13 protein-coding genes are annotated in these 13869 nt (G+C 64.0%); 10 read left to right on the forward strand and 3 right to left on the reverse strand.

Annotated elements, in window-relative coordinates; all coding sequences use genetic code 11:
- Window position 1 precedes the first annotated feature (1 nt).
- The 3 genes from CLAM6_RS05665 to CLAM6_RS05675 form a co-directional block, all read right to left on the reverse strand.
- Complete coding sequence (locus CLAM6_RS05665; protein ID WP_153636803.1) at window positions 2-613, reverse strand: OmpW family outer membrane protein; 612 nt, start codon at window positions 611-613, stop codon at window positions 2-4.
- A 481-nt stretch (window positions 614-1094) separates the two neighbouring features.
- Window positions 1095-1688, reverse strand: a complete 594-nt coding sequence (locus CLAM6_RS05670; RefSeq protein WP_043335424.1) for an OmpW/AlkL family protein — start codon at window positions 1686-1688, stop codon at window positions 1095-1097.
- Between the two features lie 359 nt (window positions 1689-2047).
- On the reverse strand, window positions 2048-2911 hold the full coding sequence (locus CLAM6_RS05675) for a lipopolysaccharide kinase InaA family protein (RefSeq protein WP_153635380.1): 864 nt from the start codon (window positions 2909-2911) through the stop codon (window positions 2048-2050).
- A 586-nt stretch (window positions 2912-3497) separates the two neighbouring features.
- Here CLAM6_RS05675 and CLAM6_RS05680 point away from each other — a divergent pair.
- The 10 genes from CLAM6_RS05680 to CLAM6_RS05725 all read left to right on the forward strand — a co-directional run bounded on the left by CLAM6_RS05680 (window position 3498) and on the right by CLAM6_RS05725 (window position 13805).
- Window positions 3498-5114 (forward strand): cytochrome ubiquinol oxidase subunit I, encoded by a 1617-nt coding sequence (locus CLAM6_RS05680; RefSeq protein ID WP_153635381.1) that lies wholly within the window; start codon window positions 3498-3500, stop codon window positions 5112-5114.
- Window positions 5115-5120: 6 nt separating this feature from the next.
- Window positions 5121-6254, forward strand: a complete 1134-nt coding sequence (gene cydB, locus CLAM6_RS05685; protein ID WP_172978631.1) for a cytochrome d ubiquinol oxidase subunit II — start codon at window positions 5121-5123, stop codon at window positions 6252-6254.
- Window positions 6255-6379: 125 nt separating this feature from the next.
- Window positions 6380-6481, forward strand: coding sequence for a cytochrome bd-I oxidase subunit CydX (gene cydX, locus CLAM6_RS05690; RefSeq protein WP_024951692.1), 102 nt, complete (start codon window positions 6380-6382; stop codon window positions 6479-6481).
- Window positions 6482-6540: 59 nt separating this feature from the next.
- Window positions 6541-6846 (forward strand): cyd operon YbgE family protein, encoded by a 306-nt coding sequence (locus CLAM6_RS05695; protein ID WP_082388798.1) that lies wholly within the window; start codon window positions 6541-6543, stop codon window positions 6844-6846.
- 499 nt (window positions 6847-7345) lie between these two features.
- Entirely contained in the window at window positions 7346-8482 is a 1137-nt protein-coding gene (locus CLAM6_RS05700) for a glycosyltransferase family 2 protein (protein ID WP_225347777.1), read from the forward strand.
- Complete coding sequence (locus CLAM6_RS05705) at window positions 8472-8906, forward strand: GtrA family protein (protein WP_172978632.1); 435 nt, start codon at window positions 8472-8474, stop codon at window positions 8904-8906. The genes CLAM6_RS05700 and CLAM6_RS05705 overlap by 11 nt, the downstream gene beginning before the upstream one ends.
- On the forward strand, window positions 8903-10102 hold the full coding sequence (locus tag CLAM6_RS05710) for a hypothetical protein (protein WP_153635384.1): 1200 nt from the start codon (window positions 8903-8905) through the stop codon (window positions 10100-10102). The genes CLAM6_RS05705 and CLAM6_RS05710 overlap by 4 nt, the downstream gene beginning before the upstream one ends.
- Window positions 10077-10772: a hypothetical protein gene (locus tag CLAM6_RS05715; protein ID WP_153635385.1), complete on the forward strand. Its 696-nt coding sequence runs from the start codon at window positions 10077-10079 to the stop codon at window positions 10770-10772. The genes CLAM6_RS05710 and CLAM6_RS05715 overlap by 26 nt, the downstream gene beginning before the upstream one ends.
- A gap of 207 nt (window positions 10773-10979) precedes the next feature.
- Window positions 10980-11819, forward strand: coding sequence for a mechanosensitive ion channel family protein (locus CLAM6_RS05720; protein WP_225347778.1), 840 nt, complete (start codon window positions 10980-10982; stop codon window positions 11817-11819).
- Window positions 11820-11963: 144 nt separating this feature from the next.
- Entirely contained in the window at window positions 11964-13805 is a 1842-nt protein-coding gene (locus tag CLAM6_RS05725) for a glucosyltransferase domain-containing protein (protein ID WP_153635386.1), read from the forward strand.
- The last annotated feature ends 64 nt before the right edge of the window (window positions 13806-13869 follow it).

Raw genomic sequence — 13869 nt, forward strand, 5'->3', positions numbered from 1 at the left:
ATCAGAAGCGATAGCTGATCCCGGCCATGGTCACGATGGGGTCGATCTCGACCTTGTCGTTGACGCTGCCCGCCACGGTGACATCGGAATCGATATCCAGATACCAGGCGGCGACGTTGGCCGCCCAGTGCTCGTTGATCACCAGATCGACGCCGATCTGTGCGGCCGCGCCCCAGCTGTCATCCATCTCGAGCTTGGTGCCATCGTCGAGGGTTTCATCGGAGAAGTGGGTGTAGTTGACGCCCGCGCCGATGTACGGCTGAATGCGCGATTCACGTCCGCCAAGCGGGTAGTACTGCAGTGTCAGGGTCGGCGGCAGGTGATCGACGGAACCGGCTTTCTGGCCATTGAGCGAGATGTCGTGGTCGAAATCCTGCGCCGCCAGCAGCTCGATACCGAAGGTGTCGGTGAAGCGATAGCCGAGAGTGAAGGCAAAGGCGCTGTCATCATCGACATCCACGTCGGCACCGATGGCATCGATGCGACCGTTGTCACTCTTCGGCGAGACCTTGGCGACACCTGCACGCGTCCAGAACTGTCCGGCGCCGTAGTTGAGCGAGCTGAGAGAGTTGAGAGAGCTGTGAGAGCTGGCATTCAGCGAGTCGGCGGCCATGGCCGGTGTGGCGCCGAGAGTCGCGAGGCTGGTGAGGCCTGCCAGTGCCAGAATCTGCCACGGGCGTGCCGCAGAGCGCGGGCTGCGCGAAGTCAGGTGCGCGGGGAGGGAGGCTGAGCGAGAGACGACGTCGGACATGATGGCTCCTGAAGGATGGCGGGAAACAATGCCCTCATTCTAGGTAGCCGAATTTCGAGAAATTTGATCTGGGGCAAGAGTTTACGGGCGTTCTTGCTCGGTCAGGGACGTGGTTGATCCAGGTCAATTTCTGCGCCACGTCGCTGAAGATCGGCCATGTAGCCGTTGGCTGCCCACAACGAAAACGCCGCAGACCCGAAGGTCTGCGGCGTTTGTGTGTGATGCCCATCTGGCGCCTGGACGGCTCGGCGTTGCCGAGCTCCATCGCTGACGTTTTCATGACGCGGCATCACACGGCTTGCCAGGTACTCGCTGGAGGCATGTTCACGCCTCGTGCAAGGACTTAGAAGCGGTAGGTGACACCGGCACCGACAGTGACCGGGTCCAGCTCGGTGTCGTTCACGTCCTGTCCGGCGATCTTGGTATCGGCCTTGACGTCGGCGTAACGAGCGAAGCCGTTGACGGCCCAGGCTTCGGTGATCTTGAGGTCCACACCCAGCTCGGCAGCGGCGCCGTAGCTGTCGTCGATGTCCATGCTCTGGCCACCGGCAGACTCACCGGAGAAGTGGGTGTAGTTCAGGCCGACACCAGCGTACGGCTGGACGCGGGCTTCAGTACCGCCCAGCGGGTAGTACTGCAGCATCAGGTTGATCGGCATCTGATCGAAACCACCGGCGCTGTTTTCCCAGTCAGTGCTGAATTCTTCAGTGGACTGCAGGGCGATGGCCAGGTTGTCGTGGAACATGTAGCCCACGGAACCGGCGAAGCCAGACTCGTCCTTGGCGATCAGACCGTTGCCGTTGTTGCTCTTGCCGTCGACCTTGGCAACGCCACCGCGCAGGAAGGTATCACCCTTGCCATATGCCATGGCGGATTGTGCGCCCATTGCCATGGTGCCGGCGATAACAGTAGCGGTCAGGATCTTGATAGCTTTCATGTGTAGTTCTCCTTGAAGCTTGGCTTCGTGAGCTGCCTGTCAGCAGTGCCTCGCTACCCTACGGCTTGGGCCGTGTGCTCTGCGTGGCTGCGTCGATCAGGGGACGCTGCAAACTATAAAAAACAGCGTTCTGTTTGGCAAGCTTTTTTTAGAACGTTGTTTGAAAACTTATTAGGCGTCCTGTTAGCGGATGTTACCGATTATTTCAGGGAAGTTTAATGTCTCACGAGTGAGACTTGTGGTGACGCATTCGAGCGACATCCCCATTCATCCTCGCGCAAGGTGACCAAGACCTTGGTCGCATGCCGTGCGCGAGGTTAGTGTTCACTACGCAAAGGTCATTTCCGGCCTCTGCAGGCTCAGCGCCGCTTGCGTGCGGCGCGTGCTTCCAGCTCTTTCAGCCACTGACTGACCTCGGCGCTCTGCGCATCCGCATCGCGATAGACGGCAAGAAATTGTCGCCATTCATCGTGCTGCCAGCTCTTCAGGCGGCGCCACAGCACGTAGAGATCGCGCAGGCACTCGTGGCGGCGCAGCACGAAGCGGCGCGTCTTCTCGAGGTCGATGATGACGGCGTCCATCTGCCAGGTGCTGTTCGGCGACTCACTCGGCGGGCGACTGAGGAAGAGGTGCTTGGGGAACAGACAGCCATGCATCAGGCCAGCCTGATGAATCTCGCGAACGAGGCGGGCGCTGGCGGTGATGACCTGAGAGCGCATGCCGGCATCGAGTTCCGCCCAGCGTTCATGCCAGTGATCCAGATCATCGCGCCCGGCGAGATCGAAGGTGATCAGGATGGCGCGCCATTCCCGGCCAGCACGCCGCTCGCCGTACCAGCCGGCGTCCACTGCCGGTATTCCCAGCGCGTGATAGTGGCGGATGGCACGCCATTCGCGAGAGAAGGTCGGTTCGCCCAGCGGGCGCGCCAGGCTGCGGCCCAGGTGGTTGGTCTGGCGCTTGAGATAGAGGCGATGACTGTTGCCGTCCTCATCCTCGAGCGTCAGCAGCGAAACCGTCGAGACGCCGCCGCGTTCACGATTCGGCGCGTCGACGTCGTGGGCTGCCACTTGCCACAGGGCATCGAAGCTATTGAGGTCGTGCTGCTCCAGCAGGCGGGCGAGGCCGGCTTCGCAGTAATCGCCGTGGCCGCGCGGCGCCGTGGCGCTGGGGCTGGTGGTGGCGGTGTGACCAGCAGAGGGATGAATGGGGGAGCGATGCGTCATGTCAGGTAGGAATCACGGTCTCGGGTGATAGGCGGTAAGCGTTCACTGGCAATCCTTGGCGGTGAGCGCTGCGATGACTGGCCATGATAGTTAGCCTGCTGGGGAAGTGACAGGCCTGCGGCACAAAACTCTCCTTCCCAGCGCGTCAATGGCGCGGGGCCGTGATGGCTTGCTGCGCGGCGACTGGCGGCGCTTGGGTGCGCCAGTCGGTCGCAGCGTGGTGCAACGTCGCAGTGTGGTCGATGGTCGCAGCGCGCGCAGGGGTGCGCAGAGTCAGCGTTGAGATGGCGCCAGGCCAGCGAGGCCCGCCGCTCCAGCATCCATGCGGCTTGCAGCGGAGTTGTCCAGTGACAGCAGGCACTTGGCGGAGGTAGCGGGTGCGACATGCGCCCGGTGAGTGCGACAACCTGACATCTGGAGACTGGCGCGGGAGGGTAGACAATGCCGACCAAGGTCTTGGTGCCACGGTGCCATTGCCTGTGTGCTTGCCGGCGAGAGTCGGCCTGATGTGTCCGTCCGACGTCGGTGGCAAGCGCATGCAGGGACGGCAGCCTGACCGTCCGCCTTATCGCAAAGGGGTTAAGACATGATCTCCGATACCGTCGTGGAGCTGTCGCGGTTCCAGTTCGGCATGACCGCGCTCTACCACTTCCTGTTCGTACCATTGACCATCGGCATGGCTTTCCTGCTGGCCATCATGGAATCCCTGTATGTCATGACCGGCAAGCAGGTCTACCAGGACATGACCAGGTTCTGGGGCAAGCTGTTCGGTATCAACTTCGCTCTTGGCGTGGCCACTGGCCTGACGATGGAATTCCAGTTCGGCACCAACTGGGCCTACTACTCGCATTACGTCGGCGACATCTTCGGTGCGCCGCTGGCCATCGAGGGCCTGGTGGCCTTCTTCCTCGAGTCCACCTTCGTCGGCCTGTTCTTCTTCGGCTGGGACCGCCTGACCAAGCGTCAGCACCTGATGGTGACCTGGCTTGTGGCCTTCGGCTCCAACTTCTCGGCGCTGTGGATCCTGATCGCCAACGGCTGGATGCAGAATCCGGTCGGTGCGGCCTTCAATTTCGAGACCATGCGCATGGAGCTGACCAGCTTCGCGGATGTCATCTTCAACCCGGTCGCCCAGGCCAAGTTCGTGCATACCGTGTCGGCAGGCTATGTGACCGGCGCCATGTTCGTGCTCGGCATCAGCGCCTTCTACCTGCTCAAGGGGCGTGACCTGGGCTTTGCCAAGCGCAGCTTCGCCATCGCCGCCGCCTTCGGTCTGTTCTCGGTGGCTTCGGTGATCGTGCTGGGCGATGAGTCCGGTTATGAAGTCGGGGATGTCCAGAAGGCCAAGATGGCCGCCATCGAGGCGATGTGGGAAACCGAGCCGGCGCCGGCGTCCTTCACGCTGATCGGTCTGCCCAACGAGGAGACCCAGCACACCGATTACGGCATCCATATTCCCTATGTGATGGGCCTGATCGGCACGCGCTCGCTGGATACCGAGATTCCCGGCATCAAGGAGCTGACCGAGGAGCACCGCGGACGCATCCTCAATGGCATGCAGGCCTATGACCTGCTCCAGCAGCTGCGTGATGGCCAGGACGACATCGCGACCCGCAAGGCCTTCGATGCGGTCAAGGATGATCTCGGTTACGGCATGCTGCTCAAGCGCTACGTCGAGACTCCGTCAGATGCCACGCCGGAGATGATCGACAAGGCCGCCGCCGACTCGATTCCGCCGGTCGCGCCGATGTTCTTCTCGTTCCGCATCATGGTCGCCTGCGGCATGGCGATGCTGGTGATCTTCATCGCGGCGGTGTGGATGACCGCCAAGCAGCGCTTCGACGTGCGGCCCTTCCTGTGGATCTGCCTGCTGTCGATCCCGCTGCCGTTCATCGCCGTGGAAACCGGCTGGTTCGTGGCCGAATTCGGGCGTCAGCCGTGGGCGGTGGGGGAGATCCTGCCGACCTTCATGGCGGCCTCGAGTCTGGATGAGTCCGACCTGTGGTGGTCCATCGGTGGCTTCCTGGCCTTCTACAGCCTGTTCTTCGTCATCGAGATGTGGCTGATGTTCCACTTCGCGCGCAAGGGGCCGTCTTCCCTGCACACCGGTCGCTATCACTTCGAGCGCAGCGGCATCCACCATGGCGCCATGTCCGAAGATGACGGCATGTCACTCAATCCTTCGCTGTCATTCAAGGAGTAACGGATCATGTGGGATTACGAGATCCTCAAGCTGTTCTGGTGGGTGGCGGTAGGGCTGCTGCTGATCGGCTTCGTCATCACCGATGGCATGGACATGGGCGCGGCGATGCTGATGCCGCTGGTCAGCCGCAATGACAGCGAGCGCCGTGTGGTGATCAATACCCTGGCCCCGCACTGGGATGGCAATCAGGTATGGCTGGTCACCGCCATCGGCGCGGTGTTCGCGGTGTGGCCGGTGGTCTACGGCGCCGTGTTCTCCAGTTTCTATTTCGCGATGCTGACCATCCTGTTCTCGCTGTTCTTCCGCCCGCTGGGCTTTGACTATCGCTCCAAGCTCGAGAACACCCAGTGGCGTGGCTGGTGGGACCGCGGCATCGTCGCCGGCAGCCTGATTCCCACCGCCTTCTTCGGGCTGATCTTCGGCAACCTGCTGCAGGGCGTGCCGCTGGAAGTCGATCAGTTCATGCGTGCCAGCTACGCCGGCAGCTACCTGGGGCTGTTCAACCCCTTCGCTTTGCTGTGTGCGGCGCTGTCCATCGTGATGGTGATGCTGCATGGCGGCACCTGGCTGGTGGCACGTGCCGATGAGGCCGTCGCCGCACGCAGCGCGCGTCTGGTGCAGCCGCTGGGCCTGCTGACGCTGGGGCTGTTCGCGCTGGGCGGCCTGTGGGTGTGGCTGTCCGGCATGGGCTACAGCATCGATCAGATGGGCGATACCGCTTCGGCCTTGAAGCTGCTCGACAAGCAGGTCGGGCCAGGCAGCTGGCTGGATGTCTATGCGCGTGAGCCGCTGACGCTGCTGGCACCGCTCAGCGCAGTGGTCGGTGTGCTGGCCGCGATGGTGCTGTCGGCCCGGCGCAAGGGCGGCGCGGCCTTCACGGCAAGCTCCGTCGGGGTAGGGGGTGTGGTCGCCACCGCGGGCATCAGCATGTTCCCGTTCATCGTGCCGTCCTCGCGCATGAGCGAGGCCAGCCTGACGCTGTGGGATTCCGTTTCCAGCGAGCTGACGCTCTCCATCGTCACCGTGGCGGGGCTGGTGATGGTGCCGACCATCATCCTCTACACCACCTGGTGCTACGTGAAGATGTGGCGTCGCGTCACCGTCGCGCATATCGAGCAGGACGGTCACAGCCTGTATTGAGGTGCGCTGACCTGAGTTGAGCTGATCTGAGTTGAGCTGATCTGAATTGAGTTGAGCTAGCTGAGCCAATTGCTCCCATTTGCTATCAACAGGCGAGGGCAGTGCCCTCGCCAGGAGACGACACCATGTGGTATTTCGCCTGGATTCTCGGTGTGTTGCTGGCCTGCTTCGCGGGCATCATCAATGCATTGTGGCTTGAGCAGACCCACACCTTTGACGATGATTGAGTGAGGCGGCCCCCAACGTTACTTCTGCGCCGCTGACCGTTCCGATCAAGGAGAGCTCGATGTCACGACCCTGGTACGCCTCACGACCACCGGCCTGGTGCCGAACTCGACCTGCCCATCTGGCCTCGCTGCTGCTGTCTGCCATGGTGGCCATCTGGATGCTGCTGGGGCCGGATGCGATAGCCTCGATGCAGACAGGACCGCGCTATCTGATGTTGCTGGTCGCGCTGTGGGGGCTGGGCGCCGGCTTCACGCATGGCGTCGGCCTGGTGCCGCGCCATGCGACCCGCGCCTGGCTGCTGGGGGCGCCGCTGAGCTGGTGTCTTTTGCTCATCACGCTGGTGACCCTCGCGTCCAGCCAGTAACGCGATTGCGCGGGCTCTAATCATTACATCAACAAACACGGCCGCTCCCTGGAGCGGCCGTGTTTGTTTAGGGCTAAAGGCATGGCTCAAGGGCATGGCTTGCGAGCCCTTGAGTGATTCAGGCTTTACTTGTTGAGGCCGCAGGCTCTATAACGCAGCGAGGTGGTGTCGCGCTCAATGACCCGCGCAGACCGCTCTCGCAAGCCCTCGTAAACCCTCGCAAGCCCTTGCCGATGTCTGGCGCTGTGCGGAGCTTTTCACGGATTCTTGCAGCCGGCAGACCGGTTCGCGCTGGTCACCGTCAGCATTGACGCTGCGTTGTATTCGTCGCCCTCGGCCCCAAGAGGTAATGGAGCGGAGGGAGGAGGGGCGCCGATCGAGAACGGGAGAGTGTCTGGTAAGCCGCTGGTGCAGCACCTGTGTCCTCTTCACTCTCACCTTGTCAGATGATGATGCCCTGGCGTGTATGAATGACGGGGCTCTCGATGGAGGAAATACCATGCGGTCTTCAGCTGATGCATCCTGCGGCCAGGCGTCTGGCCGGCAGTCCTCGTCGGGGCACATTCCCCGCGACATGTCGCGCCGCCTTTCCGGTGACTGGGTCTTGTCATTGGTGGTGCCGGTGATGAACGAGGAGGAGACCATCGGTCTCTTTCTGGAGGCCATCGAGAAGACTCTGGGCTCGCAGGTGCCACACCTTGAAGTGCTGTTCGTCGATGATGGCTCGACCGACGGCACCCTGGCGTGTCTGGAGGCCGCGGCGGCCGGCGATGCCCGCGTGCGCTACCTGAGCCTGACACGCAACTTCGGCAAGGAAGCGGCCATGTCCGCCGGCATCGAGCAGGCGCGTGGCGATGCCATCGTGCCGATGGATGTCGATCTGCAGGACCCGCCGGAGGTGATTCTCGAGTTCATCAGCCAATGGCAGGCCGGCTACGACATGGTCTATGGCGTACGCGCCGCGCGTAATGAAGACACCGCCACCAAGCGCAAGACGGCAGGCTGGTTCTATCGCGTCTTCAACCGCCTGACCTTCACCGAGATACCGCGCGATGCGGGCGACTTCCGCCTGCTGGACCGCCGTGTCGTCGAGGCGCTGCGGCGCCTGCCCGAGCGCAATCGCTTCATGAAGGGCCTGTTCTCATGGCCCGGCTATCGCTCGGTGGGCGTCACCTACCAGCGCCCGTCGCGCACGGCCGGCACCACCAAGTTCAACTACTGGAAGCTGTGGAACTTCGCCCTCGATGGCGTGGTGAGCTTCTCGACCTGGCCGCTGCGGGTCTGGACCTATATCGGCAGTGTCGTCGCCGCTCTGTCCTTCCTCTATATCCTGGTGATCATCAGCAAGACGGTGCTGTTCGGCGCCGATGCGCCGGGCTATGCCTCACTGATGGTCGCGATCCTGTTCTTCGGCGGCATGCAGCTGATCTCGATCGGCGTGCTGGGCGAATACCTCGGTCGTCTGTTCATGGAAACCAAGCAGCGTCCGCTTTACCTGATCGACCATGACAGCCTGCACGACAGCCCGCCGGGCAGCGTGTCACCGGACAGGGGCCTCGATAGCGGCCTGAGCACTGCGCGAGTCGTGCGCGGCGCGTCACGCGATGCGGCGCGAGGTGAATCACTTGAGCGCTGATCGTGAGGGCGTCAGCGAGTCCGACAGGCCAGTCACTGCCCGCGCCAGGGAGGAGGCGGGCACCGCGACCCGCTTCGGGCTGGTCGGGCTGGCCGCGACGGGCGTGCACCTGGGCGTCGCCGCCTTGCTGCTGTTCCTGTGGCCGCAGCTCAATGAATTCATCGCCAATATCATTGCCTTCTGCGTCGCCTTTCAGGTCTCGCTGGTCGGCCATCGCCGGCTGACCTTCAAGCGCCAGGGCAGTGCCTGGCGTTTCGGGCTGGTCGCGGCGGGCGGCTTTGCGCTCAACAATGGCCTGTTGGCACTGCTGATGCAGGGGCTGGATCTGTCGGGCTTCGTCGCCATCGCGATCGCCACGCTCTCGGTGCCGATCATGACCTATCTGGCCTCACGGCTGTGGGCCTTCAAGGAAGACCATGCATGAATGACAGCGTCACCGCAGGACCGCGCTCGACGCTGGGGGAGCGCCTCAAGACATTGGCAGCCGAGACGCCGCCCCCTGCCGAGGCACTCGCGCGGGCGCAGGCCGTGCGCATTCCCTGGGGGCATATCCTGCTGGCGCTGCTGGTGACGCGCGCCGTCTGGCTCGCCATCGCGCTGTGGGGCGATCACAGTTATCTGCACGCCATGGCGCAGTTCGACGGCAGCTGGTTCAAGGGCATCATGACGCGCGGCTACGATGTCGAGGCGCGCGGCATGAGCGATGGCGACGCCGCCAACTGGGCCTTCTTCCCGCTCTATCCGGCGCTACTGTGGCTGGTGACGCTGGGCGGTCAGCTGGACCCCGAGCTGATGGGCGTGCTCCTGAGCAATGCCTTGCTGGCCGTCGCGCTGGGGCTGGGCTGTCGCTATCTGGCCATCACGCGCCCCGGCGCGCCGTTGCTGCTGTTCGTGTGGCTGGCGGCCAGCATGCCGTACAGCTTCTATTTCAGCGCGCTCTATTCCGAGTCACTGTTCTGGCTGCTGTGTCTGGCGTCATTGATCGACTGGCGCTGTCAGCGTACCGGCCGCGTGATGCTCTGGACGCTGCTGTTGTCGATGACCCGCGCCACCGGGGTGTTCTGGGTCATCGCGATGGGAATCGAGCTTGTGGCGCGCCTGCGCCTGCGGGCTTTCGCCGAGCTGTGGCGGCGGCCCGATTGGCTGCTGATCGGCGTGGTGGGGCCCTTGGGGCTGTTCCTGTTCATGGCGCTGCTCTATCACCGGACGGGTGACGCGCTGGCCTTCAGTCATGTGCAGATTTCCTGGGGCCGTGAGATGGGCAATCCCCTCACCAACCTCATTGAAGGGCTGAGCTACTGGCAGAGCGCGCCGGAGACGCTGCGCCCGGCGTGGCAGGCGAGCATGGCGCTGGTCGGTGTCGGCCTGATCGGCTGGCTGGGCGTGCAGCGGCGCTGGCTGGAGATGGGGCTGGCGGGCTTCACGCTGTTCGTACCGCTGGCGACCGGGCTGGACGCTATTCCGCGCTACATGATCGGCATGCCGGTGTTCGTGCTGGCCCTGCATGACCTGCTCACTCGTCTGCCACGCATGCTGGCCTGGGGCCTGGTCATGCTGGGCGCGCTCGCTAATCTCTGGCTGGTGGAGAACTGGTATGACACCGTCTTCTGGCTCGTCTGATGCCCTGTATGGCGCGCCACGGCCACGGCGCAGCCAGCGGGTCTGGTGGCTGCTGGCCACCGTGGTGGTGTTGGCCTTCGAACTCACCCTGCTGTGGCTGGCGCGCACGCCCAGGGTCGATGATCACTACCGGCGCTACTTCATCGAGCATGCCACCACCTGTTACCGGCCGATGGGCGAGGTGCCGGTACTGACGCCCGGTGAGCGCTACCCCATCCGCAAGGGCGAGCCGCTGGGCAATTGCGGCGTGCTGTGGGCCGGTTTCTACTCGCCCCAGCCAGATGTGCCGGTCAGTGCGCGGCTGGCGGAGGTCACCTTGCGCCTGCGGGTGGCGCCCGAGGTCTCGCCGGCAGGCTCGCAGGCCGTGGTCGTGGCGCTTGAGCTGTCACGCTTCCCGGATTCGGCCGCCGCGCTGCCGGTGGAAGTCATGATCGGGGAGCAGACCGTCACGCGCTGGCCGGTAGGCGGCCGTTATGAGCGCTTCGAGGTCGAGGTGCCCGCCGCGCTGATCGCGAGCGACGGCAGCTTCAGCCTGACCCTCAAGGGGCCGCCGCCCATCGCGCCGCGCGATGCGGGCCTGGATGCCAACAAGTTTCCCGTGGGCCTGCGCCTGGACGCGCTGACGCTGCGCTCACCGCTGGGACTGACGCCCGCTCGGGCGCAGCCCTGAATGGATGAATGGCCTGTCAGGGCACGCTGCTTCAGCGGCAAGAGCACTGACGTGACGCCGATAGTCAGGTAAATTGTGTGCGCGTGAATACCCAATGATCCGTTCGGCCGAGTGTCAGTGCGTCCCCGGCGCGCGCCTCGTGCCCTATAACGATAAAGCACCCGGTGGTCTGCTGACCGCCACGCAAGGGATGCTCAAGGAGTTGTCGTGGAATTTTTGAATGCCATCCCCATGGATACCAGTCAGCTGTTCGAGATAGGGCTGCAATGGGGCGGAACCCTGCTGTCGGCGCTGGCCGTGCTGGTCTTCGGCATGTGGGTCGCCAAGCGCCTGACCCAGTGGGCGACCTCGCTGCTGCACCGCAAGAGCATGGACGAGGCGGCGGCCGGTTTCGTCGGCCAGATCGCCTACGCCATCCTGGTGGTCATGGTGCTGCTGACCGCTCTGGACCAGATCGGTGTCGATACCACCTCCATGATCGCCGCGCTGGGTGCGGCGGGTCTGGCGATCGGTCTGGCGCTGCAGAGCTCGCTGTCCAATCTGGCCTCCGGCTTCCTGCTGGTCACGCTGCGTCCGTTCAAGAAGGGCGATTACGTCGAAGCCGCCGGCACCTCCGGTAGCGTCGATCAGATCACCATGCTGCAGACCCGCCTGGTGACGCCGGACAACCGCAAGGTCACCGTGCCGAACTCCAGCGTCATGTCCAACACCATCACCAACTACTCGGCGCTGCCGACGCGGCGTCTGGACCTGGTGGTCGGTGTCAGCTATGACGACGACATCCGTCAGGTCAAGGCGGTGCTCGAGGAGCTGGTCGCCGGTGACGAGCGCATCATGAAGGAGCCGTCCTACCTGATCGCCGTGTCAGAGCTGGCCGACAGCTCGGTCAACTTCAACTTCCGCATGTGGTGTCAGGCCTCCGATTACTGGGCGCTGAAGTGGGACATGACCGAACGCATCAAGCTGACCTTCGATGAGCGCGGCATCAGCATTCCCTATCCGCAGCGCGATGTGCACTTCCATCAGGCCAGCACGCCGGCCGAGTAACTTTTGCATCACGTAGGCATGTCGACAACGCCACCCTCGGGTGGCGTTTTTGATGGGCTTTCGTCGGGGCATTCCATCGCGCCCCGAGTCAGGTACTCTCGACGTCATCCGTCCTGGGTATCGTTCTGATCGGGAGTCCAGTGCATGACAAGCTCGCAGCCGTTGTCCCAAGCGTGTGATGCCGCTGATGCCAGGCGGCGTCAGGCATGGCGCATTCTGCTTGCCAGTCTCGTGGTGATCGGGCTCGGGCTTGTGCCACTGATCGCCACGCGCGCGCTGTATCTGGATGACATGAGCCGTGCCCTGGATGGCTATTACGGCTGGATGCTCAATGCGCGCCCGGCCGCCGAGGGCATCATGCGCCTGCTGGGCTTTGGCGATGTGCTGGTCAATGTCGCGCCCTTGCCGCAAATGGCGGCCTGGGGGTTGGCGGCGAGCATGGCGCTGGCCTGGTGGCGATGGCTGCCGGGGCTCTCGCTGGCGGGCTGCGTAGTGGGCAATGCGCTGATCTGGCTGACGCCCTTCACCCTGCAGAATTTCAGTTACGCCTTCGACAGCCTGCCGATGAGCGTGGCGCTGGCCAGTGCCACACTGGCCAGTCTGGTGCTGCGTGCTGGCGGGAAAAGCGGGGCAGAGGGAGAGCAAGGCGGAGGGATAAGCGAAGGGCGAGGCCCATGGCAAGTCTGGCAGCCACCGCTGAGCGCCTTGCTGCTGTTGTTGCTGGCGCTGTGCTGCTATCAACCGGCCCTGAATGCCTTTCTGGTGCTGAGCCTGCTCGAAGCCCTGTTCGCGGGCGCCGTCAGCACGTCACTGTGGTCGCGCTGGCGGATGCTGTTGCAGCGTGGGGCGCTGGCCGCCGTCGCCTTGCTGCTCTATCTGCCCATCACGCGGCTGCTGGTGGCGGGGGAGTACAGTCAGCAGCATGGCCAGATGCTGCCCTTCGCCGACCCTCAGGCCTTGCTGGCAGGGATCGAGCACAACCTGAGCGTGGCGCTGGGCGCGCTGCGTGAGGGGCTGGGGCAGGTCACGTTGTTGCTCAGTCTGGCGCTGCTGGCCGGGGCAGCGCTGTTGCGACTCCTGCCTCGAAGCGTGCCTTTATGTCATGCAGAAGCCGCTGGCGCGCCCGAGGGCAGGTCTCGCTCGGCGCGCCAGCTATCGCTGCAGCGCATGAGCTGGGCCCTGTGGGCGCTGCTGCTGGTTCCCGCCCTGTGGGGGCCGATGCTGTTGCTGGCCGAGCCGGTATTTCATTCGCGCACCCTGATCGCCTGGGGACCGCTGTTGGGCGGTGCCCTGATGCTGGCACTGAGTGTGAGTGTGAGTGTGAGAGAGGGCGCGAGCGCGGAGGCAAGCGCAACGCCGAGCATGACAGAAACGGCCAACACGCAGCGCAAGTCACCTGGCTGGCGGGGTCTGACGCAGTGCCCTTTGAAGCCGTGTCTGTTGATCGTCGCCGGCCTGTTGCTGGTGCGCCATGGGGTGATCTTCGCCGCCTGGAGCAATGCGCTGGGCGCCCAACAGGCCCATGAGACACAGCTGGCGCGCACTCTGGTGGCTCAGGCGCGGGAGCAGGGCCTGCCGCTGGACTCGCCCCGTGACGCCGAGCGCTACCAGCCGCGCGATGCCTTGCCGGTACTGGTGCTGGGCGAGGCGCCAGTGGCGCCGCTGGCGCGGGTCGCTCGCCAGCAGGCGGCGGCCGTGGGCCAGAATCTGGTTGCCGCCTTCACGCCTGACAACTACTGGGCCGTGGTGCGGCTGCGCCTGGCGGGCGCCAGCGCGGTGACCTTGCTGCGCGATGAGGCGCTCAAGGCACGCCTGCAAGCGCGATCGCCCTGTGCGCCGGGCGATGCTGTCAGTCAGGCCTCCGATCAGCCCACCAGCCAGCCCTCAGCTCCTTTATCAGTTCTGTCGCAAGTGCCGTCGCCAGCGCTGTCACTGCAAGAAGGAGTCTGGGTAATCGATTTCCGCAAGCCTCGCCAATGTGATTAGGACATATGAGAGAGCCATGACAGCCAGAGTCAGTGAGGACAAGTTGCCATGAACGACAACGCCG

This window comes from Cobetia sp. AM6 (assembly GCF_009617955.1).
Classification (GTDB): Bacteria; Pseudomonadota; Gammaproteobacteria; order Pseudomonadales; family Halomonadaceae; genus Cobetia; species Cobetia amphilecti.

Coding starts and splice junctions, on each gene's coding strand:
- CLAM6_RS05665 (WP_153636803.1), bottom strand. CDS start 613: ATGGCCGCCGACTCGCTGAATGCCAGCTCTCACAGCTCTCTCAACTCT.
- CLAM6_RS05670 (WP_043335424.1), bottom strand. CDS start 1,688: ATGAAAGCTATCAAGATCCTGACCGCTACTGTTATCGCCGGCACCATG.
- CLAM6_RS05675 (WP_153635380.1), bottom strand. CDS start 2,911: ATGACGCATCGCTCCCCCATTCATCCCTCTGCTGGTCACACCGCCACC.
- CLAM6_RS05680 (WP_153635381.1), top strand. CDS start 3,498: ATGATCTCCGATACCGTCGTGGAGCTGTCGCGGTTCCAGTTCGGCATG.
- cydB (WP_172978631.1), top strand. CDS start 5,121: ATGTGGGATTACGAGATCCTCAAGCTGTTCTGGTGGGTGGCGGTAGGG.
- cydX (WP_024951692.1), top strand. CDS start 6,380: ATGTGGTATTTCGCCTGGATTCTCGGTGTGTTGCTGGCCTGCTTCGCG.
- CLAM6_RS05695 (WP_082388798.1), top strand. CDS start 6,541: ATGTCACGACCCTGGTACGCCTCACGACCACCGGCCTGGTGCCGAACT.
- CLAM6_RS05700 (WP_225347777.1), top strand. CDS start 7,346: ATGCGGTCTTCAGCTGATGCATCCTGCGGCCAGGCGTCTGGCCGGCAG.
- CLAM6_RS05710 (WP_153635384.1), top strand. CDS start 8,903: ATGAATGACAGCGTCACCGCAGGACCGCGCTCGACGCTGGGGGAGCGC.
- CLAM6_RS05715 (WP_153635385.1), top strand. CDS start 10,077: ATGACACCGTCTTCTGGCTCGTCTGATGCCCTGTATGGCGCGCCACGG.
- CLAM6_RS05725 (WP_153635386.1), top strand. CDS start 11,964: ATGACAAGCTCGCAGCCGTTGTCCCAAGCGTGTGATGCCGCTGATGCC.